The organism is Streptomyces sp. NPDC127038 (assembly GCF_042725875.1).
Lineage (GTDB): Bacteria > Actinomycetota > Actinomycetes > Streptomycetales > Streptomycetaceae > Streptomyces.
Map to the genome: position 1 here is coordinate 127,435 of NZ_JBHXDQ010000010.1, position 25,702 is coordinate 153,136.

The 25,702-nt window shown below is 70.4% G+C and carries 19 protein-coding genes and 1 pseudogene; 15 read left to right on the forward strand and 5 right to left on the reverse strand.

Going from position 1 to position 25,702, the window contains the following annotated elements:
* The first annotated feature begins 86 nt into the window (after nt 1-86).
* The 6 genes from ACFWI4_RS10795 to ACFWI4_RS10820 are packed head-to-tail and all read left to right on the forward strand — an operon-like array spanning nt 87 to nt 6,886.
* Nucleotides 87-1,268, forward strand: a complete 1,182-nt coding sequence (locus tag ACFWI4_RS10795; protein WP_387193544.1) for a cytochrome P450 — start codon at nt 87-89, stop codon at nt 1,266-1,268.
* Nucleotides 1,269-1,310: 42 nt separating this feature from the next.
* A complete protein-coding gene (locus ACFWI4_RS10800) occupies nt 1,311-2,699 on the forward strand; it encodes a hypothetical protein (RefSeq protein WP_387193547.1) in 1,389 nt (462 codons plus the stop codon).
* Nucleotides 2,696-3,670, forward strand: coding sequence for an aspartyl/asparaginyl beta-hydroxylase domain-containing protein (locus tag ACFWI4_RS10805; protein WP_387193550.1), 975 nt, complete (start codon nt 2,696-2,698; stop codon nt 3,668-3,670). Before ACFWI4_RS10800 ends, ACFWI4_RS10805 begins: the two co-directional genes overlap by 4 nt.
* 23 nt (nt 3,671-3,693) lie before the next feature.
* Nucleotides 3,694-4,833: a glycine amidinotransferase gene (locus ACFWI4_RS10810; RefSeq protein WP_387193553.1), complete on the forward strand. Its 1,140-nt coding sequence runs from the start codon at nt 3,694-3,696 to the stop codon at nt 4,831-4,833.
* Entirely contained in the window at nt 4,830-6,077 is a 1,248-nt protein-coding gene (locus ACFWI4_RS10815) for an ATP-grasp domain-containing protein (RefSeq protein ID WP_387193556.1), read from the forward strand. Before ACFWI4_RS10810 ends, ACFWI4_RS10815 begins: the two co-directional genes overlap by 4 nt.
* Nucleotides 6,074-6,886: a class I SAM-dependent methyltransferase gene (locus tag ACFWI4_RS10820; protein WP_387193559.1), complete on the forward strand. Its 813-nt coding sequence runs from the start codon at nt 6,074-6,076 to the stop codon at nt 6,884-6,886. Before ACFWI4_RS10815 ends, ACFWI4_RS10820 begins: the two co-directional genes overlap by 4 nt.
* A 3-nt stretch (nt 6,887-6,889) precedes the next feature.
* On the opposite strand, the gene ACFWI4_RS10825 is transcribed toward ACFWI4_RS10820, so the two are convergent.
* On the reverse strand, nt 6,890-7,876 hold the full coding sequence (locus ACFWI4_RS10825; protein ID WP_387193562.1) for a phosphotransferase family protein: 987 nt from the start codon (nt 7,874-7,876) through the stop codon (nt 6,890-6,892).
* A 37-nt stretch (nt 7,877-7,913) separates the two neighbouring features.
* Nucleotides 7,914-8,162 carry a hypothetical protein gene (locus ACFWI4_RS10830; RefSeq protein ID WP_387193565.1) on the reverse strand — a complete coding sequence of 83 codons (249 nt, stop codon included), beginning with the start codon at nt 8,160-8,162 and terminating at the stop codon, nt 7,914-7,916.
* Nucleotides 8,163-8,691: 529 nt separating this feature from the next.
* On the opposite strand from ACFWI4_RS10830, the gene ACFWI4_RS10835 reads away from it, so the two are divergent.
* From ACFWI4_RS10835 to ACFWI4_RS10845, 3 genes are read left to right on the forward strand one after another with little or no spacing between them, the layout of a single operon-like run.
* On the forward strand, nt 8,692-9,123 hold the full coding sequence (locus ACFWI4_RS10835; protein ID WP_387193568.1) for a DUF6313 family protein: 432 nt from the start codon (nt 8,692-8,694) through the stop codon (nt 9,121-9,123).
* Complete coding sequence (locus ACFWI4_RS10840) at nt 9,120-9,425, forward strand: hypothetical protein (protein ID WP_387193571.1); 306 nt, start codon at nt 9,120-9,122, stop codon at nt 9,423-9,425. The genes ACFWI4_RS10835 and ACFWI4_RS10840 overlap by 4 nt, the downstream gene beginning before the upstream one ends.
* A 22-nt stretch (nt 9,426-9,447) precedes the next feature.
* Nucleotides 9,448-10,224 carry a pentapeptide repeat-containing protein gene (locus tag ACFWI4_RS10845; protein ID WP_387193574.1) on the forward strand — a complete coding sequence of 259 codons (777 nt, stop codon included), beginning with the start codon at nt 9,448-9,450 and terminating at the stop codon, nt 10,222-10,224.
* A gap of 167 nt (nt 10,225-10,391) precedes the next feature.
* Here the strand turns inward: ACFWI4_RS10845 and ACFWI4_RS10850 are convergent, their stop codons facing one another.
* Complete coding sequence (locus ACFWI4_RS10850) at nt 10,392-11,411, reverse strand: hypothetical protein (protein WP_387193577.1); 1,020 nt, start codon at nt 11,409-11,411, stop codon at nt 10,392-10,394.
* A 5-nt stretch (nt 11,412-11,416) separates the two neighbouring features.
* The gene (locus tag ACFWI4_RS10855) at nt 11,417-14,875 is read right to left on the reverse strand and encodes a DNA polymerase III subunit alpha (protein WP_387193580.1); all 3,459 of its coding nucleotides are present in this window, start codon (nt 14,873-14,875) and stop codon (nt 11,417-11,419) included.
* Between the two features lie 221 nt (nt 14,876-15,096).
* On the opposite strand from ACFWI4_RS10855, the gene ACFWI4_RS10860 reads away from it, so the two are divergent.
* The 6 genes and pseudogenes from ACFWI4_RS10860 to ACFWI4_RS10885 form a co-directional block, all read left to right on the forward strand.
* Entirely contained in the window at nt 15,097-16,017 is a 921-nt protein-coding gene (locus ACFWI4_RS10860; RefSeq protein ID WP_387193583.1) for a DNA-3-methyladenine glycosylase family protein, read from the forward strand.
* A gap of 66 nt (nt 16,018-16,083) precedes the next feature.
* A complete protein-coding gene (locus ACFWI4_RS10865) occupies nt 16,084-16,812 on the forward strand; it encodes a DUF6300 family protein (RefSeq protein WP_387193586.1) in 729 nt (242 codons plus the stop codon).
* 309 nt (nt 16,813-17,121) lie between these two features.
* Complete coding sequence (locus ACFWI4_RS10870; RefSeq protein WP_387193589.1) at nt 17,122-18,555, forward strand: hypothetical protein; 1,434 nt, start codon at nt 17,122-17,124, stop codon at nt 18,553-18,555.
* 237 nt (nt 18,556-18,792) lie between these two features.
* Nucleotides 18,793-21,369: a DnaB-like helicase C-terminal domain-containing protein gene (locus ACFWI4_RS10875; RefSeq protein WP_387193592.1), complete on the forward strand. Its 2,577-nt coding sequence runs from the start codon at nt 18,793-18,795 to the stop codon at nt 21,367-21,369.
* Complete coding sequence (locus tag ACFWI4_RS10880) at nt 21,369-21,941, forward strand: hypothetical protein (protein ID WP_387193595.1); 573 nt, start codon at nt 21,369-21,371, stop codon at nt 21,939-21,941. The genes ACFWI4_RS10875 and ACFWI4_RS10880 overlap by 1 nt, the downstream gene beginning before the upstream one ends.
* Nucleotides 21,942-21,953: 12 nt before the next feature.
* A pseudogene (locus ACFWI4_RS10885) lies at nt 21,954-22,097 on the forward strand (LD-carboxypeptidase); the annotation flags it as partial.
* A gap of 37 nt (nt 22,098-22,134) precedes the next feature.
* On the opposite strand, the gene ACFWI4_RS10890 reads toward ACFWI4_RS10885, so the two are convergent.
* On the reverse strand, nt 22,135-25,662 hold the full coding sequence (locus ACFWI4_RS10890) for a hypothetical protein (RefSeq protein ID WP_387193598.1): 3,528 nt from the start codon (nt 25,660-25,662) through the stop codon (nt 22,135-22,137).
* Between the last annotated feature and the right edge of the window lie 40 nt (nt 25,663-25,702).

Below are 25,702 nucleotides of genomic sequence, written 5' to 3' on the forward strand. Positions count from 1 at the left end.
GTCCATCACCGCTCCGGTCCCGGCCCACGGCGCCCCCCGTCGCCGGCCGGGACCGGTCCCCGCCCCTCCACGCGAAGGAGAACCGAGTGGACACGCAGCCCGTCGGCCCGGTGAGCTACGACCCGCTGGACGATGCCACGCTCGCCGACCCGTATCCGGTGCTCGCCGAACTGCGCGCTCAAGCCCCCGCGGTCTGGCACAACGGGATGGAGTGCTGGCTCATCACCCGGTACGCCGACTGCGTCCGCGTGCTCCGCGACCACGCGCTGTTCGCCCGGGACCCGCGGCGCCTCGGCGTGAGCGTCCCCGAGGCGTCGTTGAGCGTGCAGGTACTCGACCCGCCCCGCCAGGCGCCGGTGCGTTCCCTGTTCATGACCGCACTGCACCAGCAGGACCTCCCTGCCCTCCAGCAGCGCACCCGCCAGCACGCCGCGTCCCGCCTGGCCGCTCTCACCGAACAGCCGTCGTGGGAGGCGATGCGTGAGCTGGCACAGCCCGTCGCGCTGGACGCGATCGCCGACCTGCTCGGTGTCACGCCTCCGCCCGTCGACGAGTGGGCGCAGGTGTCCGACACGATCATGCGGAGCATGGACGGCGGCCTGGACCCCGACCTGGTCGAGCCCGGCCGCTGCGCCCGCCAGCAGCTCAGCGACCTGGTGGCCTCCTGGTTCACGAGCACCGGCCGGCCCGCAGGACTGCTGGGGCACGTCCGCGCCCGCACCGCGGAGGCTGGCCCCGAGCACGCCGCCTACACGATGCACACAGCCCGCGTGATGTTCCAGGGCGGCTACAGCACCCTGACCGCGGCGATCGGCAACCTGCTCGACACCCTGGCCCGCCGGCCCGACGTCCTCACCGTGCTGCGCGAGCGGCCAGGCCTGGTGCCGGGCGCCGTTGATGAGCTGGTCCGCTTTGACGGGCCCGTGCAGGGCACCACCCGCCTCGCGGCCGCCGACGTGAGGATCGGTGACGTCGCGGTGCGCCGCGGCCAGAAGGTGACTGTGCTGTTCGCCGCTGCCAACCGCGACCCCGACGCGTTCACCACGCCCGACCAGCTCGTCCTGGACCGCTCACCCAACCGGCACCTCGGCTACGGCTGGGGCACCCACGCCTGCCTCGGCACCGTCATGGCCCAGCGCGTGCTGACCGCGCTCGTCGAGGCCCTGCTCGACACGAGGCAGGTCCTGCGATCCTCCGGGCCCGCGCGGCGCCGGCGTACGGCCACGATGCGCACCTTCGCCAGCCTGCCCCTGTCCTTCCAGCCCTGACCTCTGCCCGACCGCGCCGTACTGCCACCTAGGGAGCCTGCGTTGAGGATCCTCATCGCCAATCACATCGACCCGGCCATCCGTAACCGACGCGACCTGCGGGCATGGACGCAGCGCGCCCTCTGGGGCGCCCGCGACGGCGACCTCGTCATCCTGTGCGCGCCGCCGGACCCCGCCTTCCTCTCCTACGTCACAGGCCTGACCGGTACCGATCCGGGCCGGCTGCACCTGGTCGTCCCGCCGCCCGGCCGCTTCGGCGGTCTTCTCCTGGACCCGCAGTCCCTCACGCACCCCGACACCCTCGCCCAGGTCCGGTCCGTGCTCGACAAGACCGGCGGCGCCGGCGCGGTCCAGGAGGTGTGGGCGCTGTGGCCATCTGCGGCTGTCGCCTTGTTCGCGGCGGCGCTCGGGGTGTCCGAGCGTCTTGGCGGCGCCGCCTTCCTCGCCCAGGGCGGCGGCGAACTCGTCAACAGCAAGGCGACGTTCAGGATCCTCGCGGCCGCCGCCGGTGCGCCGGTCGCGGCCGGGACCACCGTCCGGGACCCGGGCGACGCCAGCGCCGCCACCCTGTCGCTGCTGGAGAGCTCCAAAGCAGTCGTGGTCAAGCAGGCCCACAACGGTGCCGGCGTCGGCAACGAACTCCTCGTCACCGATCGCGCGCTGGCCACCGGACATGCGGGCGCCCGTCACCTGCACCACCTCAACCCCACAGGCCTCCCGGCAGCCGTCGCCGCCTACTGGGACGAACGCTGGATGTGGGCCAGTGCCGACGGCCGCTTCCCCGTCGTCATCGAGGCATTCGTCCCCGACGCACGCACCGTGTACTGCGAGCAGCACGTCACCGACACCGCCGTACGCCCGACCGAGTCGGGCGAACTGCGCTACACCGACCGGCACCTGAGCCACGAGAGCGTCCCGCTTCGCGACCTTTCCCCGAAGGCGCGCAAGCAGCTCCTGGAGGGCTCGGCCCGCCTGGCCCGCGCCTACCAGGCGATCGGATACCGCGGCCGCCTCAGCACTGACGCGATCGTGCGGCCCGACGGACGGGTGCTGTTCACCGAGGTCAACGCCCAGATCACCGGCTCGTGGCACATCTACGAGGCCTTCGCCCACCACATCGCCCACGCGCACGCGGCCCCGGTCCGCACGGTCACCGAAGCCCACGTCCCCGCACACTGGACGGTCCCCGACGGCGCCGCCTTCCACCAGGCGCTGGCCGAGCTGGGGCTCGGCTACAGCCCGGCAACCCGGACCGGCGTGATCGTCTCCATGCCCATCGCCGACCACCCCGACGGCCGGGGCGCCCAGTTCACCTTCTCCACCGTCCACGCCGACGACGCCGGCTACCAGGCGATCTGGAACTGCCTCGACACCCGTTTCGCCACCTCCCGCCCCGCTGCGGCAGACCTTGCGGAAGGCACCCTCGTATGACCACCACCTCGCCGGCGCCTCCCGCGTCCGCGGCCCGCCTCACCCCGACATTCGACGCCGCCCGGCTCGCCCACGAGCTCGCCGCTGTCACCGGCCACGAGTGGAAGCGTCAGCGCACCCACCACGCGGCCGGGCACATCGGCCCGGACAACCCGACCGACTGGCGTGTCCTGCCCCTGCACAGCCCCGGCGGCGACCCCGACCGCACCGACCCGGGCGGCCCCGGGCCCGACGACTACACGGCAACCCGCTGGCTGCACCAGATGCCCTACCTGCAGACCGTCCTCGACCAGATACCCGCCCCGCTCAACGCCGTCCGGCTCCTCGCGCTCGGCCCGGGCGCCGCCTCGCGGCCGCACTGCGACCCCAAGTACGCACTGGAACGCGGCATGGTGCGCCTGCACATCCCGATCGTCACCCACCCCGACGCCGTCCTCATCCTCGACGGCACCGAACACTGCTGGCAGCCCGGCGAGTTCTGGTACGGCAACTTCTCCCGCGAGCACCAGGTCCGCAACACCGGTCCCGCCCGCCGGGTCCACGCGGTCATCGACGCGCTCCTGACCCGCGAGCTCGCCGCTCTCTTCCCCGCGCCGTGGCAGGACGCGGCCGCCGCTGCCGACGTGCTGTTCAACCGTCAGCCCACCCCCGACCGGCAGCCTCATCACCGCCTTCCGGCCGTCATCACCCTCCCGGCCGGGTTCACAGACTTCGCCGCCGACGCCCCCCTGACCGGGCCGGGCGTGACCGTACAGGTCACCCGGCAAGAGGACCGGCTCCGCCTGCGGACCGGCGAGCGCACCTTCGCCCTCGCGCACATCAAGGACGGCGAGTACCGCTACACCGGCTGGAGCGAACAGCGCACCCTGCGGATCGGCCCCGACCACCTCGCCGTCCACGCCCGCCACGGCCGCGCCCTCACCAGCCAGCACCTCCCCCTGCCCGTGGCCCCCGGCCGCACCAGCGCCTGACCCACCGACTCGAGGACAGCCCCATGCTGAACAGCTACGACGACTTCACCCCGCTGACCGAGATCATCGTCGGGTCCGCCGAGAACTACCTCGGACACGACCGCGACCTGACCTTCGAGCTGTTCTTCCACGAGGCCCTGGACGGCTACCGCTCCGACTGGGCCTACCCCCGCCTTGCCGCCCGCGGCGCCGGACGAGCACAGCAGTGGAAGATCAGCCGCCGCTACGCCGACGAGCTGCACCAGGACGTCGAAGCCCTCGCCGCACTGATCAGCTCCCTCGGCATCACCGTGCACCGGCCGCTGCCGCTGCCGACCGACGCCGCGGCGATCGCCGGACTGGGCTGGCAAGCCGCCCCCACCCCCGCCCTGAACATCCGCGACAACACCCTCATCCTCGGAAACGAGATCATCGAAACGGCCCCCGCGATCCGCAGCCGCTACCTGGAGACCCGCCTGCTCGCCCCGGTCTTCCGCCGCTACTTCGAAGCCGGTGCCCGCTGGTCGACGATGCCCCGCCCCACCCTCACCGACGCCTCCTTCGACCTCAGCTACGCCCGCGACGCGGCCACCACGCTCGGCGGCCCGACCGAGCCCGTCACAGACCCCCAGCCCAGCCCCTACGACGTCGGCATCGAGATGATGCTCGACGGTGCCCAGGTCCTGCGCCTGGGCCAGGACCTCATCGTCAACATCGCCCAGGACAACCACCGCACCGGCGCCGACTGGCTGGAGCGCGAACTGCAGGGCCGCTTCCGTATCCACCGGGTGTGGCGCATGGCCGACAACCACATCGACTCCATGCTCCTGGCCCTCAAACCCGGCGTGTTCCTCGCCCGGCACGCAGGCCTGCGCGATCTCCTCCCCGCAGCCTTTCGCACCTGGAAGTTCATCGTCCCGCCCGAGCCGGACCCCGGCAGCTTCCCCGCCTACAACGACACCGATCTCCTCCTCACCAGCCCCTACATCGACATCAATGTCCTGTCCCTGGACGAAGAGCGCGTCCTGGTCAACGCCGACTGCTCCGGCCTGCTGAAAACCCTGGAGGCCGAGGGCTTCACCGTGATCCCCGTCCAGCACCGCCACCGCCGGCTCTTCGGCGGCGGCTTCCACTGCTTCACCCTCGACACCCACCGCTCGGGCGGAGCCGAGGACTACCGGTGAGCGTGCCGGTCCTCCTGCTGGAGGCGGCCGGCCCCGAGGCCCGGGCACTCGCCCGGGCCGCGGCCGCCTCCGGGCACCGCGTGCACGCCGTCACCGACGCAGCCACCCATGCCTCCTACCCGGCCGAGCTGCGCCGGCTCCTGGCGGGCACGCTCGTCACCGACTTCACCCAGCCCGCACAGGCCCACGCGCAGATCACCGCGTACGGTCGTCGGATCGGAGCGCGGGCCCTGCTGACCGCCAACGAGTACCTCACCGATGTGGCCGCCCGGGCCTGCGCCGACCTCGCACTGCCGGGCAACGACCACGAGCGGGCCGGTGCGGCCCGGAACAAGGCCGGCATGCTGGCGGCGTTCGAAGCCGCCGGGGTCACCAGCCCGCGGACGATCACTGTCAGCAGCGTCGATGACCTGGGGGCCCTGCTGGCGGCCGGGCACATCACTTTTCCCTGCGTCGTCAAGCCGGCCGACGGCGCCGGATCCTCCGGCGTCACCGTGGCCACGCATCCAAAAGAGCTGCAGCATGCCTGGGACGCCGCCCGCACGGCAGAGGTGATGTACGGGCTGCCCCGCGACGAACGCGTGCTGGTCCAGGACCACATTCCAGGGCGCGAGTTCAGCGTCGAGTCCATCACGCAGAACGGCCAGCCGACCCACCTGTGCATCACCCGCAAGCACACGAGCAGCGGCCTGCACCGCGTGGAACTGGGCCACAGTCTGCCCGTGCGGCTGACGCCGACGGCCGAACACGCCATCCTCGAACAGACCGACCGGGCCATCGCCGCCGTCGGCGTCCGCAACGGCGCCACCCACACCGAACTCATCGTCAGCCCCGACGGCCGACCCACCGTCCTGGAGATCGGCGCCCGCCTCGGTGCCGGACACATCGGCATCCTCATCCACCACGCGCTCGGCATCGACCCCTGGCACGCCCTGTGGGACATCGCGCTCGGCCGACCCCTCACCGCAATCCCCACATCCTGCGGCTACGCGACCGTCCGGTTCCTGACAGCGCCCCACTCCGGGCGGCTGGTGTCCGTCACTGGCCTGCCCGAGCTGAGCCCGACCGTCCCCGCCGTCCACGTCCGCGCGGCAGCAGGCGCCCGCGTGGGGCCGGCCACGTCCAACCGCGGCCGGCTGGGCCACGTCATCGTCACCGGCGACCTCCCACGCCCTGTGGACGAACAAGCCGAGCAACTACTGAGGCGGATCACCATCACGGTCGACGAGGAGGGAGTGGCATGACGACGTCCTCCGGCCGGTCCGCGCACGACAGCCTCAGTCACCAGGTCACCAGTGCGGTGGAGTTCGACCGGCTCTTCGCACGCGAGGCAGTGGACAACGCATTCAGCGACCTCGTCCACCGAGTCGACCCCCACCTGCCGGCGGGCCTCGGCCCGTTCTCGTTCCTGTGCACGGGCCTGGTCCACCACATCAGCGAACAACTCGCCCTGCGCCAAGGACAGGTCCTTGCCGATCTGGGGTGCGGGCCCGGCGGTCCCGGCCTGTGGCTCGCCGGCCAAGCACAGGCAGTCCTGACCGGGATCGACTTCTCCGCCGTCGCCGTCGCAGCGGCCCGAAACCGTGCCGCGCAGCTGCCCGTCTCAGCAACCTTCAGCGTCGCCGACCTCTCATCCCTGCCCCTGCCCGGCCAGAGCGTCGACCGGGCCCTGTCGCTCGACGCCCTGCAGTACGTTCCCGACCACGCGAAAGCTGCCCGGGAGGCGTTGCGGATCCTCAAGCCCGGCGGCCGCCTGGTCCTCACTGGCTGGCAGCCCCGGATCCCCGGCGACGAGCGCCTCCCGACACGCCACCGTCACACCGACTGGGACCGCGTACTGCGCACGGCGGGCTTCACCGACATCCGAACGGCCGACGATCCCTCCTGGGACACCGCCTACCAGGAGATATATCGTCAGGCCCTCGCACTCCCCAGCGAAAGCGGAACCGCCCTGGCCGGGCTGCAGGGCGAGGCCCACCGCAGGCTTCCCACCGCGCACCTGCTGCGCCGGATCGCCGTCACAGCCGACCGGCGCCGGACTGTGGCCGGTTGAAACTCAGGCCAGCTGCGCGAGGACGGCAGCGACCGACTGGTAGGTGTCGCGCACACCGTCAGGGTTGTTCAGGCGGTGACGCTCCAAACGGATGGAACCCAGGTGACGGGCCTCGTAGACCAGTCCGCGCCAGGCGGCAGCGGGGGAGAGGCGGCGGGGCCCGTAGGTGTCCCAGAACGCGGCACGTTCGTCATGCTTGGCGGTGGCCATGCGGATGGTCCAGTCGGCATCCGGATCTCCGAAGAGCGTGCGGTCCAGGTCCAAGATGCCGGTGATCAAAGGCTTGGGGGAGTGCGCGTCGAGCATGGTGTTGACCGTCCACAGATCACCCGTGAGCAGACGCGGTTCGCTCACCTCATCCAGGACCTTCCCGTGTTCGGCAGCGATATCCGCGACCTTGCGCAGATCTGCGGCGTCCAGCCCGAGACGGCTCACGTCGTCAGCGATCTCCGTGATGGAGGCGATGACAGCGGCGCTCCAGGTGGGATACCCGGCGCCGGCAACCGGCCCGAAGTGCGGGCCGCGAACACTATGGACACGACCCGCGATCTGCCCAAGCTGCGCGAAGAACCCCGGCCACAGGTCCCGGGAGTAGGCGCCGAGCCGCTCAGGTGCCGGTACACCGGGCAGGTGGCTTTGCACCATCCAGTCCCGGCCGGCGATCTCCCGGGACCAGTCTGCAAACAGGACCCGCGGCACCAGATCCCCGAGGGCAGCGAAGTAGGGCACCGACGCGTATTCGTTGCGCATCAGTTCGTGCTCGGACGCGAACTGGATCTCCGGCGCAGGCGCGACGCGTAGGATGAAAGATTCTTGGGCGCCGTCGAGGTTGATCCGGTAGGTGGTGTTGTACATGCCGCCGCCGAGCTCCACGGCTGAGGCGAGCCGTGCGGCCTTCCCGAAAGCGCGCCGCGCAATGTGTTGGATGTCCTCGCCGGTGACGGGCTGCTGAAAGGCGTGCACGTCGCGGGAGATGGGGCGCAGGTCCATGAAGATCCTTCGGGCCCGAGGGCGGACAGTGTGGGGTTCAGAAGTAGGCGACTGAGTTGCGGGACCGATGCGGGGTGGTGGTGGGCTTCCCTACCCGGGCATCCCCGCGCAGGAGTTCGCCCTCCAGGGCGTACCGGCCGCGGTGCTTGCTGATCCCAGTGATCGTGGCAACGGCGAGCACGACGCCCTGGGGACTGACGATCTGCACCTCATCCTGGGCAAGAGCACGGTCCGCGTTGAACTTCCAGATGCCGCGGCCTGCTTCCCACGCCTCGTCCTCCGTCATTCCTGTACGCCACCCGATCGTCGTCCGGCGGAGACTGTCGTCGGGCGCTACGCGCCGTTCCGGTCCCAACTGGATCTGAAGCATCACACCCACCCTCTTAACTTCTCAACTTGTTCCAAAGTTACGAAGGTGCGCGAGGCTTGTCAACGACTTTGAACGTCCCCGAGGTCCGCCCGACGCGCTCAGCGTCGGAGTCGTCAGCCAGGTCTGGGGCGTGAGGTCGACTGGAGAGAAGGGTTCGTGAAGGCGGCCGCGGCCTGAGTCCGCTCCGTGGGCACCGCTACGCAGCCCCCCGCTGCGTGAAGCTCGTCGACGACCTCCTGCCACGATTTCAGCACTACCCCCATGCCACCGGTGTCCCCCAACTCCTTGACCTGCCCGCGGCCTGAAACGACGGGATCAGTAAGAGGTCGTTTTCTCCGGTCCTCGAGGATGACGATGCGGCTCTGCACTGGGTGTTCGCCAATTACGCCTGCGGAACTTGACGTTCGCCTCCTGTGCGAGTGATCGCCCCCTTACGGTGAGCGTTGTGTCCTCAACACCTGCGCCCTCGCCCTGCGGGCCCCCGCCCCCGAGCCGACGGCAGCAGCTGCGGGCATGGTGGGCCGACCGGCATGCTCTGCCACGGTTCGGTTTCTGGCTGATCAGCCGCGGTATCGCCGTGCTGGCGGCGTGCCTGGTGCTGTACCTGCTCAATGGCTTCCTGATCGGCTGGGCACCCGCCTACGAGGTGATGACCGGCATCACCTCGCCTGCGGCGGTCCACCCCCAGTGGTGCGCCTGGCCACTCTCCCTAACCGGCTGGGCTGTGATCCCCGCCATCATCGGCGCGGCCGCCGGCTACGTCATCACTGAGCAGATCCAGGCCCACCACGCGCGTGAGCTCGGCGACGTGCTCGACGAACTGCGCTATCTGGCCGAACGGCCACAAACGCCTCCCTCCGCCGGGGGAAGCCCGTGATCACCTTGCACGAGGTGTACGAACAGGGCAGCGATGCCGTCAAGGCGGCAGTCCGGTCCTTCGGCTCCCGCCATCCGGTGGCGGGAGCCGCCCCGGACGCCGAGCCAGACTGGAAGAAGGCGGAACGGCACTTTACTCACTTGATTGAGGTCATCATGGGAACCACAGCCCCCCCGCTTACCGGAGCAGCGGACATTGTGCGTTGGGCCGAGCGTGAGGCCGTTGGTTTTCTCCTCGCGGTCGATAATCCCGCCGGCTACCGGTGCCCCATCTGCGTCAAGCAGCAAAGGCCCCAGCAGTGAACCCCCGGCCTACCCTGGAGACGTGGTGACGGACGCCGAACGCACCGAGCATGCAGCCCGCCTGCGCGGACTGCTGTACCTCGCATGCCCCAACGCCGACGCTGATGCCATCACCGACACCGCCGCGGCTATCGCCGAGGACACAGCGGCTGCACCCCACAAAGCAGTTCCCGAAGCCGCACGACTCCGCCAGGCGTCTCCCGATCAGCCCAAGCTGTTTTTGTCCGGCGCGGACCTGTCCGGCGCGGACCTGTCCGGCGCGGACCTGTCCGGCGCCGACCTGTCCGGCGCCGACCTGTCGGACGCGGACCTGTCAGACGCGATTCTGACCGGAGCGATTCTGACCGGAGCGAACCTGACCGGAGCGAACCTGACCCGCGCGAAGCTGACCCGCGCGGCGCAGGCCAGCGCGGACCTGACCCGCGCCACGCGGGTCGGCGCGGACCTGACCGGCGCGGACCTGATCCGCGCGGACCTGATCCAGGCGGACCTGACCGGCGCGCGCTTGGCCAACGTGAACCTGTTCCGCGCGAACCTGACCGGCGCGAACCTGACCGGCGCGGACCTGACCGGCGCGAGCCTGACCGTCGCGAACCTGACCGGCGCCAACTTGATCGGGGCGCAACTTGCTGGTACTCGGTTTATGACTCTGCCCATCAATGCGAGGTGGGACTTGCGCACGACTTGGCCCAAGACGCTGGCGCCAATCGTCGCCGAACAATCCGACCGAGTAAGCCCTGGCGTCTACCGGGTGCGGGGAGGGCCGGCCAATGGCCGGTCAGGTTCAATGCTCGCCTGACTCGTGCTTGCCTTCCTCAGCTATGCCACAGACCTGAACCTCCTCGGAGGAAGTCGCCTACGTACGCTGGTCACTCAACACGTCGTCGAACACGCCCCCGCTGCACGTTGCTGGACGTGACACTCCTCGGGGGTCGAGGAACACCAGAACAAGCCGTCGGGATTATCTCAGGGGGCGTCGACGCCGGTAGGTGGACGTCGGGTGACGGCGAGGGCTGCGGGGTAGAGCAGGTTGTGCCCGTACCGGGCCCGGGCCCGGTCGGCGACCGCTTCGATCGCGAGCGGCTTGTCGTCGCTGCTGTCGAGGGTGAGCTGCCGGGAGGCCCGGTCGTCGGACCGTAGGGCATCGGCGCGCAGCGCGATGCCGCGGACCCGGGCGCGCTGCAGGTTCAGGGAGTCGTAGAGGGTGTAGGCGGTTCGGGCCAGGAGCACGGTGTGCTGGGTCGGTTCGGGCAGGGTGCGGCTGCGGCGGGTGGAGCTCGCGTCGGCGTAGCGGACGGTCAACGTCACGCCGGCAGCGATCTGGTCGGAGCTGCGGAGGCGGGCGCCGAGGTCGTCGGCGAGGGCCAGCAGGGCCCGCCGGTGCTGGGCCGGGTCGAGTTCGTCGCGGTCGAAGCGGTGCTCGCTGCTCATGCTGGCCGGCGTGGGGGTCGGGTCCACCGCGGTGGTGTCGTGGCCGTGGGCATGTTCGTGGAGAGTGCGGCCCGGGCGGGCGCCGAGGAGACGCTGCAGGGTGAGCTGGGGGACGTCGGCGACGTCGCCGACGGTGTGCAGCCCGTAGTCGGAGAGCGTCGCGGCCGCGCGGGCGCCCACCCCGGGCAGCTCCCGGGCCGGCCGCGGCCGCAGGAAGGCCCGGACCGCCGCGGGGGAGTCGTCAATGACCAGGCGCCGTCCGGGCCCGGTGAGCGCGCATGCCATCGCCGCGAGCATCCGGGACGGCGCAGCCCCTGCGGCGCTGCTCACCCCGAAGTACGCGAGGATGCGTAGTTGGATCAGTTCGGTCAGGCCGCGGGGGTCCTGGTGGAAATAGGGGAGCGCGCCGGTCAGGTCGAGGACGACACTGTCCGGTTCGATCATCTGCACCCGCGGGGTGATGTTCTCCAAAAGGCGTCGCAGCTGCTCGGGGAGCTCGGCGTCGAAACCGGGAGGCATGTCGAAGCGCAGGTGCAAGATGCTGCGGCTGGTCACGGCATTCACCCGGCACTTCCCTGACTGCGGTGGCCGAGCCGACGCAGGTCTGCAGACCTGGTCCCGGCGGGCTGGAGATCGGCGTACGGGTGGAGCTTCGCTCCTGCCGTGCCGTCCGTGAGGGTCCGCTGAGGCGCCGAGGTACCGGGCTGGGCGGGTGTCCGTGCGGGGGAGGGGCGGCCGAGGAGGTCGAGGGCTGCCTGCGGGCCGTGGTCGCGGCGGGCGGCGGCCACCTCGTCCAAGTCCCACACCATTTTTCCGACCACGGTGCGCCGCGGCCCGCGCGCTTCGACCGTTCCCCGCACCAGCAAGAGCCCGCTGTGGAAAACGGTATGGGCGCACGCCTCGTGAGAGTCCTCGAAGAAGGCGATGTCCACGAGCCCGGAGCCGTCCTCCAGCGTCACGAAGATCACCCGCTTGCCGCTCGGAATGGGCGGCGTCTGCGTGGAGGCCCGCACGCCGGCGACCAGCACCCTCTGGCCCGGAACCATCCCTTTCAAGTGGGCGGCGTCGGTGGCGCCGAGCTCGCGCAGGAGCCGGTGATGGTGGTCCATCAGGTGGTGCGTGACGTCGATCGACAGGGTCTCCAGCTCTGCACTCAGCCTGTCGCGGCCGGTCATCTCCGGCAGGCCGCTCGCCTGTGCCGTCACCAGTTCCCCGCCCAGGGGCAGCTGTCCCTCCCCGGCCCGGCGATTGCGGGACTGGCGGTGCAGCTCGCTCGCCTGCAGCAGCAGGTCCCGACGGGTCAGGCCGCCCGCGAGCGGGCCGAGCGCACCGATCCGGATGAGGCGCTGAGCGAGGGGCAGGGACGGACGGGCCCGTTGCCACAGGTCCTGCAGACTGTTGTACGGCTGCCCGGCGACCAGCCGCTCGGTCTCTGTCTCGCTGATCCCTTTCACCGTGGAGAGGGCGAGCCGCACGCCCCAGCGCTCGTCGGTCTTCTCGACGCAGTGCCGGGCGCCGGAAGCATTGACGTCGACCGGTAGCACGGCCACGCCGTGGCGCCGGGCATCGGCGACGATGACCCGCATCGGCCACATACCTGGGTCGTGTTCGAGGAGTCCGGCATATAGGAATGCCGGGTAGTGGGCCTTCAGGTAGGCGGACTGCAGGGCCGGAACGGCGAAAGCCACGGCGTGCGCGCGGCAGAATCCGTACGCCCCGAACTGGGAGATGATCGACCACACTTCGTCGAGCACCTGCGTGGCATAGCCGCGTTCGCCGGCGGTGCGGCGGAACCAGGCCTCCACTCTCGGCAACCGGTCCGGGTCGGCCAGGGCGCGACGGGCGACATCACCTGCGGCCCGGTCGCAGCCGGTCATCCGGACCAAGATCGCAATGATTTGCTCATGCCAGATCACGACGCCGTAGGTGTCGTTCAGTACCGGCTCCAGGTCAGGGTGCGGGTAGCGCGGAGTCGCGCCGTGCCGGGCGGCGATGAACAGCGCCGGCATGCCTCCTTTGACCGGGCCGGGCCGGAACAGACTGATGTCCGCGACGACATCCTGCATATGGCGGGGCTGGAGCCTGCCCACCAAATCTTGCTGACCTGGAGATTCGAGCTGAAAGAGTCCCACTGTGTCGCTCGCCTGGATCATCTTGAAGGCGAGCGGGTCGTCTAGGTCGACGTGATCAGGGTTGTCCAGGTCGAGGACCCGGCCCGTGGCCCGGCGGATCTCGGCGACCGCGTGGGCCATCGAGCTCTGCATCCGCACGCCGAGCACGTCGAGCTTTAGCAGGCCGAGATCTTCGACATCCTCCTTGTCGGCTTGCAACATCAGATATCCGGCCGGGGTCGGCTGCACCGGAACGCGGTCCAGCAGCGACGCGTTCGAGATGATCACCCCGCAGGGGTGCATGGCGTACCCGCGCGGCAGCGCGTCCAGGCCCTCCGCGAGCTCCCACAACGGCCCGAACTGTTGCGCGCGTCCGGCGAGTTCACGAAGCTCCGGCAGCTCCGCGAGGGCGCCTCGGATGTCGCGGGCACGGATGTGGGGGAAGCTCTTGGCGACCTCACCGATCACCTGCGGCGAAATTCCCAAAGCGAGGCCGGTGTCCCGCAGGGCGTGCCGGGCCCGGTAGGTCTCGGGCATGCCGGTGACTGCGGTCCGCTCCTTCCCGAACCGCTCGATGATCGCGTTGTACACCTCCAGACGCCGCTCCGACTCCACGTCCAGGTCGATGTCGGGCAGCGAAGTGCGACGTTCTGAAAGAAAACGCTCAAAGAGCAGCCTGTGAGACAGAGGGTTGGCTGTGGCCACGAAGAGCGAGTGATTGACCATGGAGCCCGCACCGGACCCGCGCGCCGCCACCCGGATCCCCAGGGCCCGGGTATCTGCGACCACCTGAGCCACCGCGAGGAAGTAGCCCTCGAATCCGAGCCGGCCGATCACGTCCAGCTCATAGTCGAGTTGCCGGACAGCAGGCTCGTCGAGGTCCAGGCCGCGGGCGATCATCCCGGCCTCGCAGCGCTGCCGCAGCAGCCGCATCGCCGACCCCGACTCGGGCCCCACGCCCACCACAGACGGCTCGGGAAAGTGCGGCCGCCCCATCCCCAGGTCGGCCGCGGTGAGAGTGCAGGACTGGCCGGTGGCCTCCGTCTCTGCAAGCAGACGGGTGGCCCGGGCCCGGCCGTCGCCGACGGCGCGCGCGACCTGCTCGGCGGCCGCGGCCATCGCCTGCGGCCCCTTCAGCCACCGTTCACCACTGTCCAGGAGCCGACGGTCGATGGGCCGCAGCAGCCGCGCGGCATCCAGGACGTCGGCCAGCTGGTGCTGGCCGGGGTCGGCATAGCGGACGGACTGGGACAGCACTGTCCGGACGCCGAGCTGGTCGCCCAGGCCCACGGTGCGCGCCGCCAGCCGCAGTGAGCCCGCCCCGGTGCCCTCCAGCCCCAAATACACGGCCTCCAGACGGAGCCGGTCACCCGCGAGGTCCCGCCACGGAGCGAGCAGCCGCTCCGCGATGTCGGGCCGGCCGGCGGACAGCGCCCGCATCGGCTCGGCTGACGGTCCGAGCATCACCACCAGGTCCTCATCCGCGTACGCCCGCAGGGTCGGCCACGACACGACCGGCAGGCCATCCCCGGCCTCAGCGTGCGCAGCCGACACCAGCCGGCACAGCCGCGCCCACCCCGACAGATTCTGCGCGAGCAGCGTGATCCGCAGCGGCGGCTCCAGAACGTGCGCCCCGCCGCGCGCCGGCGTCCGCGTACGAACGGCTGTGGGGTCCGGTGCGGTGAGTGGGGCAACGGCCATGTCGACGCCGAAGACAGGGCGGATACCAGCGGCCGCTGCGGCCTTGGCGAAACGGACGGTGCCCGCGACGGTGTCCCGGTCGGTCAGCGCCAGGGTCGTCATCCCGCGCTCGGCGGCGCGCTGGACGAGGACGTCGGGCAGGGAAGCTCCGTAGCGAGCCGAGTAGCCGGAGGCGACGTGCAGGTGAGTAAATCCACCGTCCAACACCTCCAGAATCTCCTGCGGCCCTCCCTGACCTGTGACCTCTCCAGGTATCCACCATAACCGTCATTCGCACAAGCGTGCGAATGGGTGAAGCTGTCACTCCTTCGCGTGCTCGTCTGACCGCTGAGCACAATCCGCTTCGGAAGACCTACGTCGAAGCCGCCGCCTGGCAGGAGTGGACGCGCGACCTACGGCCTGCCGTGGGCGCCGCCTAGGGTGGGGGCATGCCCCGTCTCCTATGGGTGCCGCCCGAGCCGTACGATCTGGCCCGCACGCTGCGGGTGCTGCGGCACGGCAGAGGTGACCCCGCCTGCCGGCGGGAGGCGGACGGCACGTGGTGGCGCACGTGCCGCACACCCCAAGGTCCCGTCACGCTGAAGATCACCGAGCATGTCAGTCCGGCTGACGGCACTGTGATCGCCGGGGACGCCTGGGGGCCCGGGGCCGCCTGGGCGCTGGAAACCCTCCCTGCCCTGCTCGGCGCCGACGACGACCCCGCCGCACTCATCCCGCGCCACCGGATCGTCGCCCAAGCCCACCGCCGGCACGCAGGCCTGCGCCTCCCGCGCACCGGCCTGGTCATGGAATCCCTCGTGCCCACCGTGCTGGAGCAGCGCATCACCACCGGCAGCGCCCACTACGCCTGGCGCCGCCTCCTCACCCGCTACGGAGAACAGCCACCCGGGCCCGCCCCAGCGGGGATGCGCGTCATGCCCCCTCCGCAGGTGTGGCGGATGATCCCGTCCTGGGAATGGCACCGCGCAGGCGTCGACCGTGCCCGGGCCACCGCCATCCTGCGCGCGTGCCAGCACGCCCCGCGCCTGGAAGAAGCCGCAGCCATGCTCCTGCCTGCCGCCGCTGCCCGCCTCCAGCTCATCCCCGGGATCGGCCCCTGGACCGCGGCGGAGACTCTGCAGCGTGCCCTCGGCGCACCAGACGCCCTCACCCTCGGAGATCTTCACCTGCCCGTGCAGATCGGATACGCGCTCACGGGCCGCCGCGACGGCACCGACGAGCTGATGCTGCAACTCCTCGCGCCCTACACCGGCCAGCGCCACCGCGCGGCCCGCCTCATCCTGCTCAGCGGCCCCCTGCCCAACCGACGCGCACACCGAGCCCCGCACAGCCGCATCGCCCACCTGTAGCGCGGGGGTCTGTCGCCTTGCAGCCGCGATACCGCGATGGCGCGCGGCCTAGAGGCGGAGGGCGCCGTGGTGGGCAGCCAGCACCAGGGGTTGACGTTGTACCTGGCGGGGACCTTGGGTGTGTTCACGTGTTCCGTGAGGAGTGAAGTGCACCGTCTTGAGATCTCTGACCTGCTGCCCCCGTGCTCCCGGTGCGGCAAGGATCTGATCATCAGCTGCATCGCGCCGAGAGACGACACTGCCGGCAGGCCGATCCACCTTCAGCTGTGCAGTGCGTGCGACGGCGAGAAGCAGGCGGCAGGTGCCCTGCTGTTCTGGTTCGCCTCGGGCGGCGGCCACGACATGGAGCGGAGCCACGAGGGGGCGCGGCTGCTGCTGGAATGGACGAAGGAGGCGATGGCGGAGCACGGGTGGTACTGGCGCGGCAATGATCTGGACGCGGCCGCGGCCGTCCCGGGCCTTGAGCATGACGAGGCGGCTGCCCGCCGGCTGATGAATCCTGGCACGACCGAGGCATCCCCCGAAATCGAGCAGATGCAGTGGGAACGCGACGCCCTGCGTGCCGAGTTTCCCAGCGCCGGTCCTGAGCAGCGGGCACAGTTGCAGCTTCGTATCCGGGAGCTGGGCGCCGCGATCGCCGAAGCACTCACCGCCGCCGATGCCACAGCCGAGGCACTGCGCGCCACCGCACCTCACCCGGCGCCCGGACCGCTGAGCCCGGAAGCAGAGCGACGCCTCCACGACCTGTTCAAACGACTGGAGGCGGAGCACAACGACCTGGACGACGACTGCTGAGCGCGCCGGTCCGGGATCGGGCAGGCCGGACGCGGCAGGGCATGATCTCTTGCCTTTCAGTGCCGGGGCCTGGTTGCCGAGAGGTACAGTGCGGACACCGGCCGGCGCATCGGCCCAAGCCCGCACCCTGGCCCATGACCGGGGCGCACCACGGCGAAGGTGCCCGCGGACCCCAGCAGGGGTCCGGACTGTGAGCATCAGTGTGAGGCGATAGTTCTGGCGGCCGCAAGGCCGTTGTGCCTTCCGCATGCCGCTCTTCGTCGCGCGCATCGGGTCATGGGGCCGGGCGCGGGAAGATGCGAGAGCCGTATGACCAAGAGCCACGGACGCAAGAGCCGGGCGAGAAACAGAAGCCGCCGCCAGGGTGCCGCCTACACCGCCGCCAACGCGGGAACCCTCCACATCCATGCCAACGGTCCGTCCAGCATGGACCTCCGGCCCGCGGATCCGAGCCGGTGGGGCATCGAGTCTGCGCCGGACCTGCGGACAGCGGCCGCCCTGATTGGCGCGTCCATCGAGCGATGCGCACCCTGCCGGCGCTCTTTGTCGGCCAGGCTCCTCGAGGCGGACCCGCTCGCGGTCGCAATGGCGGCCGGCGCCGTCTTTGGCCTGCACGCGTCGCGCGGAGCGGACGCGCGGACCTTCGCCGCCGGGCCCGCGCGGGTGTTTTTCCTCCTCGTCCAGAATGCCCGCGCCTGCGGAGGCGATGCCCGGATGCTGCCGGTCGGCGTAGAGAACATGCCTGAGTCCGACCGTGCGGAACTCCTGGACGACGCACTGGAACTGTGGGCCTTCTACGGCCGGCAGCACCCCGACCTCATCCGCGGCCAGGACATCGGATGGGCGAGCCTGTCCGACACCGTCGAAGCCGTCCCCGGCACGGATCAGGGTGGCGTCCTCCCAAGTGCTGCAGGCCGCCCACCACTGGAGACCGATCCTGCGGATCAGGCCGGCGCGCGACACGAGCGGAACAGCACCGGACACCGCGCTGCTGCCGCTTCCGGTTCGCGCCCGCAGCCCGTTCACCGATCGTCTGCGCCCCACCACCCCAGCAAGGAAAGCCGGATCCCCATGAGCGAGACCACCGAAGACGTCGCCCAGAACGCGGAAAACGCGGCCCGCTCCCTCGCCGAACTCGTCTCCGATCTTCAATACGGTGAGACCGGGCATCAGGTGCCGGCCCACCGCATCTACGCCCTCTTCACCCGCTGCGCCGAGCAGATGAAGACAGCTCTCACCCTGCTCAGGACCTCCGTGGAAAGCCTCCAGGACCAGGGGCTGCTGATGAGCGACTACCGAGGTGAGCCGCTCGAGGACGTACTCCAGCGCTACACCGAGTTCTCCGCCCTGGCGGAGCGACTCGCGGGAGAGCTGGGCGAGGCCGACTCCGTCATCGAGCGCCAAGCCCACAACGAGGCGTCCAGCGAGCAGGAACCGACCCCGGACCGCTTCATCGCCATGCTCGTTGCCGACCTGCGGCACCAGGGGATCGACTACCCGCTGGATGCCTACCGGATCTTGAGTTTCCTCACCCGCTGCGCGGGGGAGATGCGAACCGCCCTAGCCGTGCTCAAGGCCCCCGTAGAGGACCGCGAGGGCGACGAAGTCCAGCGGTACGCCGCGGCGTTGCTCATCGCGGAGCAGCTCGCGGGAGTGCTGGGCAAGGCGTACTCCGCTGCCGGGTACCTCGCGTACAAGGAGCTGGCCCGCGGACAGGAGCCGGCGGAGCGCGGTCGGGCCTGAGCGTTCGACATCTGGTGTGCCGTCCACGGAGACGGTGTTCGGAGGCCGCGGTCACCAGGTGACCGCGGCCTCCGCTACGCGGTCTTGCTGGATCGGGAGGCTGGCTGGACTCTATGCCGTCAACTCACCCCGAAAATCAATCGAGTGGGTGACATGAATGCAGTAGATGTGTGACTTAGTACTTGTTTCAGAGTGGATTCTGGTATTCTGGTGGTCAGTTGAGTACGGGGAGGGCAATTGAGCCAGTCACCGCAGGACGAGACGGTGAAGGCCGGCAGCCGGGCCGTTAAGAACGTGTCCGAGGCCCGCGAGGAACTGCACGCTCTGGTGAAGCTGGCCGAGGGCTCAGATGCCCGGTCGACGGTGATCCGCAATCGTGGCGTGCGCGCCCTTCTGGCCCCGCTGGACCACTTTCCTGCCGCCCGGCGCCCGGACGCCAACGGGCTGCCCACGCACTCCCTCGGGTCGGCTCAGAAGGAACTCGGCGACCTCATTGCGCTGGCTGCCCAGGGTCATCCCCAGGTGCTGAGACGATATGCCACCCCGGTCGCCGTCCTGCTGCCCCTCGATGGCCCGATCACCAGCACCCCATCCGACCCGGCCGCAGCGGACGCGGCAACCGCAGGAGGTGCGGTGAACACCCAGCCCACTCCCACCCGTGAGCGCGGCCGCCGCCTCGCCACCCTCGGCGACGCCATCGGCGACGTCCTGTCCACCGGCTCTGCAGCCAGTCTCTCCTTCGGCCTTGCAGGTCTGGACCAGGCGACCGGCGGCCTGCACCCGGGCCGCCTGGTCCTGGTCGCCGCCGAACCTCAGGTGGGCGGCAGTCTGATCGGTCTCGCCGCCGCCCGCACCGCGCTGGCCCGAGACGCCCGTGTCCTGTACGCGGCATCGGGCCCCAGCAGTGCGGACATCACCCGCCGCATCATCGCCGCCGAAGCCGGCGGCGACTACGCCCGCCTCAAGACCGGCGTCCTCACCCCGCACGAGCAGGAGGTCGTCGAGCGGCTGCGTCACGCGCCGCTGCTCATCGACGACGGCAGCGACCTGACCGCCGAAGCCATCGCCGACACCGCGCCCCTCGCCGACAATCTGGCACTCGTGGTCGTGGACCGGCTGCAGCGGGCCCGCAACCCGCGCCTGCCGCTGTCCGGCGAACACCTTCCCGAAGCCAGCCAGATCCTGCGGGAACTGGCCCGCACCCAGCACGTACCGGTCATCGCGGTCCTGGACACCGACGACCCGGCCATCGTCAACCTTCTGGACGCGGACGTCATCCTCACCCTGGCCACCGTGCCCGGCCAGCAGGTGACGACCGTGACCGTCGCCGAACGCGACCTGGGCATCATCGCCAGCACCAGCCTGCGTCCCGACCTCGCCCACGCCCGCTTCCTCGACACCACGCCCGCGCCCCAGGAGACCATCACCACTGAGGCCGGCAGCGGTCTGCCGGACAGCGTGGGCACTGCGGCCGACCGTGAACTGGCCGACGCCGCTCTGCCCTTCACCTCCGGAGCCGTCAAGGGACTGGCCGCGGAGGCTGTCCACCTGCTCGCGGCCCTGCGCACGGCGCTCGCAGGCGGCCAGGTGAAGGACCTGGACGAACTCCACACCGAGCTCAAGGCGATGGCCGCGGCCGGAGTGCGGACACCCGATAGCGCCGAGGGACGGCGTCTCACCGCGGCGCTGCACGCCTACAACGCCGCTGTCCCGGCCGCGGCAACCACCCAGCCGCCGGCCGACGCTGCGGTCGGTGGCACCCCGTCGGCTGGGGGCGACACCACCGCCGAAGGCGACGACGAGGACGCGGCACGGGACGATGATGACGGCCTGGTGCCGGGCGATGAGGAAGAGGAGCCGGAGGGCGCCGTCTTCCCCGGTCTGAAGATCCTCAAGGACGCGGTGCAGCGTTCGAAGATGCACCCGATCCCCGTCATCCGGACCGAGGACCGGGAGAGCGGGCCGTGGCCGCTGATCAGTGAGGACATGTCCGGCGAACCGAAGTGGGTCCACCCGGACGTCACCAGCACCCGCGTCGCGCACATCCGGGACAACGGCAAGCGGGTACGCCGCGACAAGTTCGATGTCCCCGCCTCCTTCGGGGACGGGCTGATGTGCCTGATCGACCGCAACGGCTCCTACCCCTCCGCCTGCTCTGCCGTTCCGCTCGCCCCGAACAAGCTCCTGCACACCGGCCCCCTGAACGCCTTCGACAAAAGCCAGGCCGGCATCTACCTCATCGACATCCCGGAGTGGAACGTCCCGGGCATGCCGCACCCGCTCGGACAGCTCATCGACCGGACCGACGAGCAGGGCCGCGTGTGGGTGACCACCCCGCACATCAAGCAGCTGGAACGCCTGCACCGCGACGGCCACCTCACCCAGCGGGTGAGGATCCACGACTCCTGGACCGGCAGGGCCAACGAGTCGCTGTTCAAGCCCTTCTACACCGCGGCGCGCGAGGCCCGCGCCGACCTCGTCCAGGTCGGCGGCGACGCGTACGCGGCCTACAAGACGCGCGTGTCCATCGCCCTGCGCCTGCTGTGGCCCAAGCGGCAGGAGCAGCGGTCGCCGTTCTGGCGGCCGGACTGGCGCATGAGCATGGTCGCCGAAGCCTCCGTCCGCCACTGGATGGCAGCCTTCAAAGCCGTCCAGGAGGGCCACACCCTGATCGCCCTGCGCAAGGTCGACGCCGCGATCTTCTGGACCCCCGACAAGACCCCGCCCAACACGTACCGGATCGGGACCGGGTTCGGCGAAGTGAAGGCCAAGTTCCTCCAGGCCGGCGAGTTCATCCCGGAAGGTGACGACTGATGGCCGGACCCACCGGGCGCGGCACCTCCCTCGGCGCCGCCCTGGGCGACCTCCTGCGCACCCAGGTCACCCCACGCCACCGGCTCTCCACCTACAGCGCCAAGCACTGGCACGCCCAGCTCAGCCAACTCACCGGAACCCACCGCGGCTACGAAGCCCTGGAGAGCGCCGGCCTCGACGTCCGACCCGACACCCTGATCAAGTGGCTGTCGGATCCGGAATACAACGTCCGCCGTAGCTACCGCGACCTCATCCACACCGCCTACGAGAACGTCGCCATCGTCCCCGCCGAACCCCTCCCCGACACGGTGAAGAACGGCCAGTTCGAGATCAGCGGCAAGGTCAAAACCGGTAACGACGAACGCGAACGCGGCACCCGCCGCGCCGCCCCCCTGCGCATCGACGGCCGCCGCGGCGACTGGAGCGACATCGAAACGCTCTGGCTGGCCGGCGACCTGCGCGACGACGACTTCGAAGACCGTTTCATCGACGACATCATCGTTGCCGACATCGGCGAAGGCACCGACGGCTGGGAATTCAGCGGCGACTCCTACGCCGTCGAACTCAGGTGACCCACCCGCGAAGACGTCCTCGGCGACCGCGACGTCCCGGTCCTGGGCAACGTCGAGTTCGGGCACGCCAGCCCGAACCTGCCGATGCCGGTCGGCGTCCGCGTCGGCCTCGATGCCCAGCAGCGGACGCTGTCGCTGCTCGAACCTGCGGTGCGCGACGACGGGACGGGTCGGCTGAGCATCGCGGAGGGGTTCACGACCAGCTGCGCCTCTTCGGCCGGGACTTCCAACCACGAAGGGCGGAGAGGTGGGAACCGGCCTTGTTGCGGGCGGACGCGTCGAGGGTGGTGTCCTCGGCGAACTGGGTGAGGAGTTCGATGCTCTGGTCCCAGTATCCCACCAGGTCGGCCAGGTCATAGGCGGCGTCCACACGGAAGGAGGGGTCGCTGACGGGATCCCGGATGAAGGCAGTCAGGAGGTCGGCTACCCTGCCCTCACGACCGATAATGCCCAAGTCCCGAGCCGCGGACCTACGGGTGTAGGGGTCGAGGGTGGTGTCGTGGGCGAAGGCCGTCAGCAGCTCAGCTGCCGCATCCGCATAGTCCTGCCTACTGGCCAGGTGTCCGGCCGCGGCCACGCGGGCGTAGGGGTCGAAGGTGGTGTCGTGGGCGAAGTAGGCCAGCAGCTCAGCCGCCGCATCCTCACAGCCCTCCATCCCGTCTAGCGCCACGGCCGCTTCCACACGAGCTTCAGGGCAGAAGGCGGCGTCCTGAACAAAGGCGGCTAGCAATTCGACTGCCAGGTCCTCACCATCTTCCCTATAGCCCAGCTGACGGGCCACCCATACTCGGTCGGAAGGCTCCAGGGTGGTGTCTTTGGCGAGCCGGACGACAAGGGCAAGCGTTCGATCCCAGTGGCCGCGTGTCTCAAGCAGGCTTCTGACCACGATGGTTCGGTCGAAGGCGTCCAGGGCGGGGTCTTGGAGGATGCCGGTCAAGAGGTCGGCCGCGCTGTCCTCACAGCCCTCCAGCCTGCCCAACTGCTCAGTCACCTCGACACGGTCGGAGAGATCGAAGACAGTGTTCTCGGCGAGCTGGACGAGGAGCTCGACACCGCGCTCCCGGTACCCGTCCAAGCCAGCCAGGACTTCGGCCGCCCGCATGCGGTCGTAGCACTCGAAAGCGGGGTCCTGGGCCATGGCGGTCAGGTATTCGGCCTCGCTGTCCATACACCCCTCCGTCCTGCTCAACTCCTCGGCCGCGTCCACGCGATTGCGAGGGGCGAAGGCGGTGTCGTTTGCGAGCTGGACGAGGAGCTCGATACCGCGCTCCCGGTACCCGTTCATCTTGGTCAGACTCTGGACCGCATCCAGGCGTTTGGAGGAGTCGAGGGCGGTGTTCTCGGCGAGGCTGACGAGGAGGTCGGCGCCCTGCTCCCGGTGGCCGTCCAACCCGGCCAGGCCTTCGGCCGCCCGCACCACGGCAGAGGGGTGAATGGGGGGTTCGAGGGCGATCTCCTGGGCCAAGGCGGCCAGGAGATCGGCGCCGAGCTCCCGGTGGCTGTCCAGCTCGGCCAGGCTCTGGCCCGCCGTCACTCGTTCGGAGAGTCTGAGGGTGGCATCCTCGGCCAACGCGGCCAGCAGCTCGGCGCCGCGCTCTCGGTACCCATGCATCTCTGTCAACTCGCGGGCCGCCTGCACCCGGTGGAGGTCGGCGAGGGCAGCACCTCCGGCGAAGTTCAGGAGCAGTTCGGCGCCATGCTCCCGGTGGCCGTCCAGCTCTGCCAGGCCGCGGGCCGCGTTCACCCGGTCGGAGTCGGACAGGTCGGTGTCCGCTGCATACCGGGCGAGTTGTCCTGCCGTTGCTTCAGGAGGGAGGTTCGTCCTCAGCCGCACCTGCCGGACCAGGAAGCCGCAGGCTTCCGGATGGTCGGTGACCGTTGCGAGTCTGCTGGCGGTCTCGGTTCCGATCGGGCCGGGGGAGCTGAGGAGGGCGTCGAGGACGAAGCCGAAATAGGACGGGTCGGGGCCGAAGTAACGAGGGAACCAGTCGTTCGGGAGGAGGTCGTCGAGGAGCTGGGCGCGGGCCTGTTCGTCGCGGCCGGCGTGGCGCACGGCAAGGTACTCGGTGACGGTCTGGTGGAGGAAGTCGAGGTCGTGGCCGCGTTGGACCAGGAGCCCGGTGGGTCGCAGGAGGTCGTTGAGGAAGCGGTACCAGTGCTGTTCGTCCATGCCCTCGGGGCAGGTGGCGCGGGGGTGGCGGGCCGCGGCCCGGGCGGCGGGTTCGGTGGAGCCGTGGAGTCGTTGGTGGGCAAGGTGGTCGATGATCTCGCCAAGGTGGTCGGTGGCCTGGCGGGCGGCCTGTTCGGCGTTCCGCCGGTCCGCGGGGTCCTGGTGGCGGTCGACCAGGTCGCGGACGGCTTCGGCGTGGGTGCGGGCGATGCCCTTGTGGGCGTTCTGCCGGTAGACGAGAGCGACGAACGCGCGGTAGGCGGCGCTTCGGCCCTCGGGCAGGGCCCGGCCGGGGTCGGCGGAGTAGAGGCGAGTGAGCATGAACGCCATCAGCGGGGTCCGGGCGAGGGTGTCGAGCCCGGATCCAGCGAGTTGGGAGACGAAGGCGGCGGCGTGTTCCTCGCCGCTCGGCAGGGTGTACCGGTCCAGGTCGTGGAAGCAGCGACGGGCGTAGCCGAGGAGGTCGTCGGGGGTGAACGGTTGCAGGGTGTAGCAGGTCGTCTCGGTGCCGAGGACGTCGAGTTCGCCGGGGGGCAGGGGGCGGGTCAGGACGATGAACCGGTAGAGCGAGGGGTGGGCGTCGGCCGCCGCCGTGAGGGTGCGCAGGAGACGGGTGCGGGCGCCGTGGTCGGGGATCTCGTCGAGGCCATCGACGACGACCAGCCAGGGCGTCTTCGGGACGGGGTGGCGGATGAAAAGGCCGGTGAGGTCCTGGAGCAGGCCGTGTTCGGCAAGGTCGGCGGCGACGCTGGCGGCGAGGGCCTGGGGCAAGGGTGCGGTCCCGGTCAGGGCGGTGGCTCTGGCCAGGACGGGGACGGCTGTGTCGCCCCGGTCGGCCCGGCGTCGGGCGAGCCGGCGCAGCCAGCGGTCGGTGGCTGCGGCCAGGTGGATCCGGGCCTGGGTGGACTTGCCGCCCCCGGGGCCCGCCAGCAGGACGCAGCGCGGTTCGGCAGCCCCGAAGACGTGAGCGGCGCTCAAACTCTCATCCATATCCGCCCGCTGCGGTCGGCCTGTCGCGGGCTCGGCAGCGTTCGCAGGGGGGTAGGTCTCTTGGCGCACGTGGATCTCGGCGAGCGGCGGCACGTCGTCGGACCAGGAGTAGGGGTGGGCGGTGGCGGCCTGGCGGGCGGCGGTGAGGTAGGCACGCAGTAGCCGCGGGTCGGAGGCCGGACCGGGTTCGTTGCAGGCGTCCTGCCAGACCTGTTGCCAGTACCCCTTACTGCGGTCCCACCTGCCGATGGCCCGGTGGATCTCAGCGCGTCTGGTCTCGTTGGTGCAACGGCGCGCCTTGTCCCGGAGGTCTTCGGGGGCTTCCTGGCCCGCTGCGATCAGGAGTGTCCGGACCAGCACCCAGAGCTGGCCGAAGGAACTCGGCGGGTTTCCGGCGAGCCATTCACTGACCCGCTGCTTCGACAGTGGCATCACGGTGTCCGGGATGTTGGCCGCGGTGACGGCCTGGACTGGGGTCAGTCCGGACTCCATAAACAGCCGGCCGAGTCCGTCCCTGAGGAACCGCCGACCGGGCCCCAGCGTTCCGTCGTCCTCCGTCACGCTTCTCCTCGGTGTTCTGTTTCGGTGCTGGGCACTCCGG

Excerpts from the sequence above, each read along its gene's own strand:
- ACFWI4_RS10805 (WP_387193550.1), top strand. The coding sequence starts at position 2,696 with ATGACCACCACCTCGCCGGCGCCTCCCGCGTCCGCGGCCCGCCTCACC.
- ACFWI4_RS10820 (WP_387193559.1), top strand. The coding sequence starts at position 6,074 with ATGACGACGTCCTCCGGCCGGTCCGCGCACGACAGCCTCAGTCACCAG.
- ACFWI4_RS10860 (WP_387193583.1), top strand. The coding sequence starts at position 15,097 with ATGCCCCGTCTCCTATGGGTGCCGCCCGAGCCGTACGATCTGGCCCGC.
- ACFWI4_RS10880 (WP_387193595.1), top strand. The coding sequence starts at position 21,369 with ATGGCCGGACCCACCGGGCGCGGCACCTCCCTCGGCGCCGCCCTGGGC.
- ACFWI4_RS10830 (WP_387193565.1), bottom strand. The coding sequence starts at position 8,162 with ATGACGGAGGACGAGGCGTGGGAAGCAGGCCGCGGCATCTGGAAGTTC.
- ACFWI4_RS10870 (WP_387193589.1), top strand. The coding sequence starts at position 17,122 with ATGACCAAGAGCCACGGACGCAAGAGCCGGGCGAGAAACAGAAGCCGC.
- ACFWI4_RS10810 (WP_387193553.1), top strand. The coding sequence starts at position 3,694 with ATGCTGAACAGCTACGACGACTTCACCCCGCTGACCGAGATCATCGTC.
- ACFWI4_RS10825 (WP_387193562.1), bottom strand. The coding sequence starts at position 7,876 with ATGGACCTGCGCCCCATCTCCCGCGACGTGCACGCCTTTCAGCAGCCC.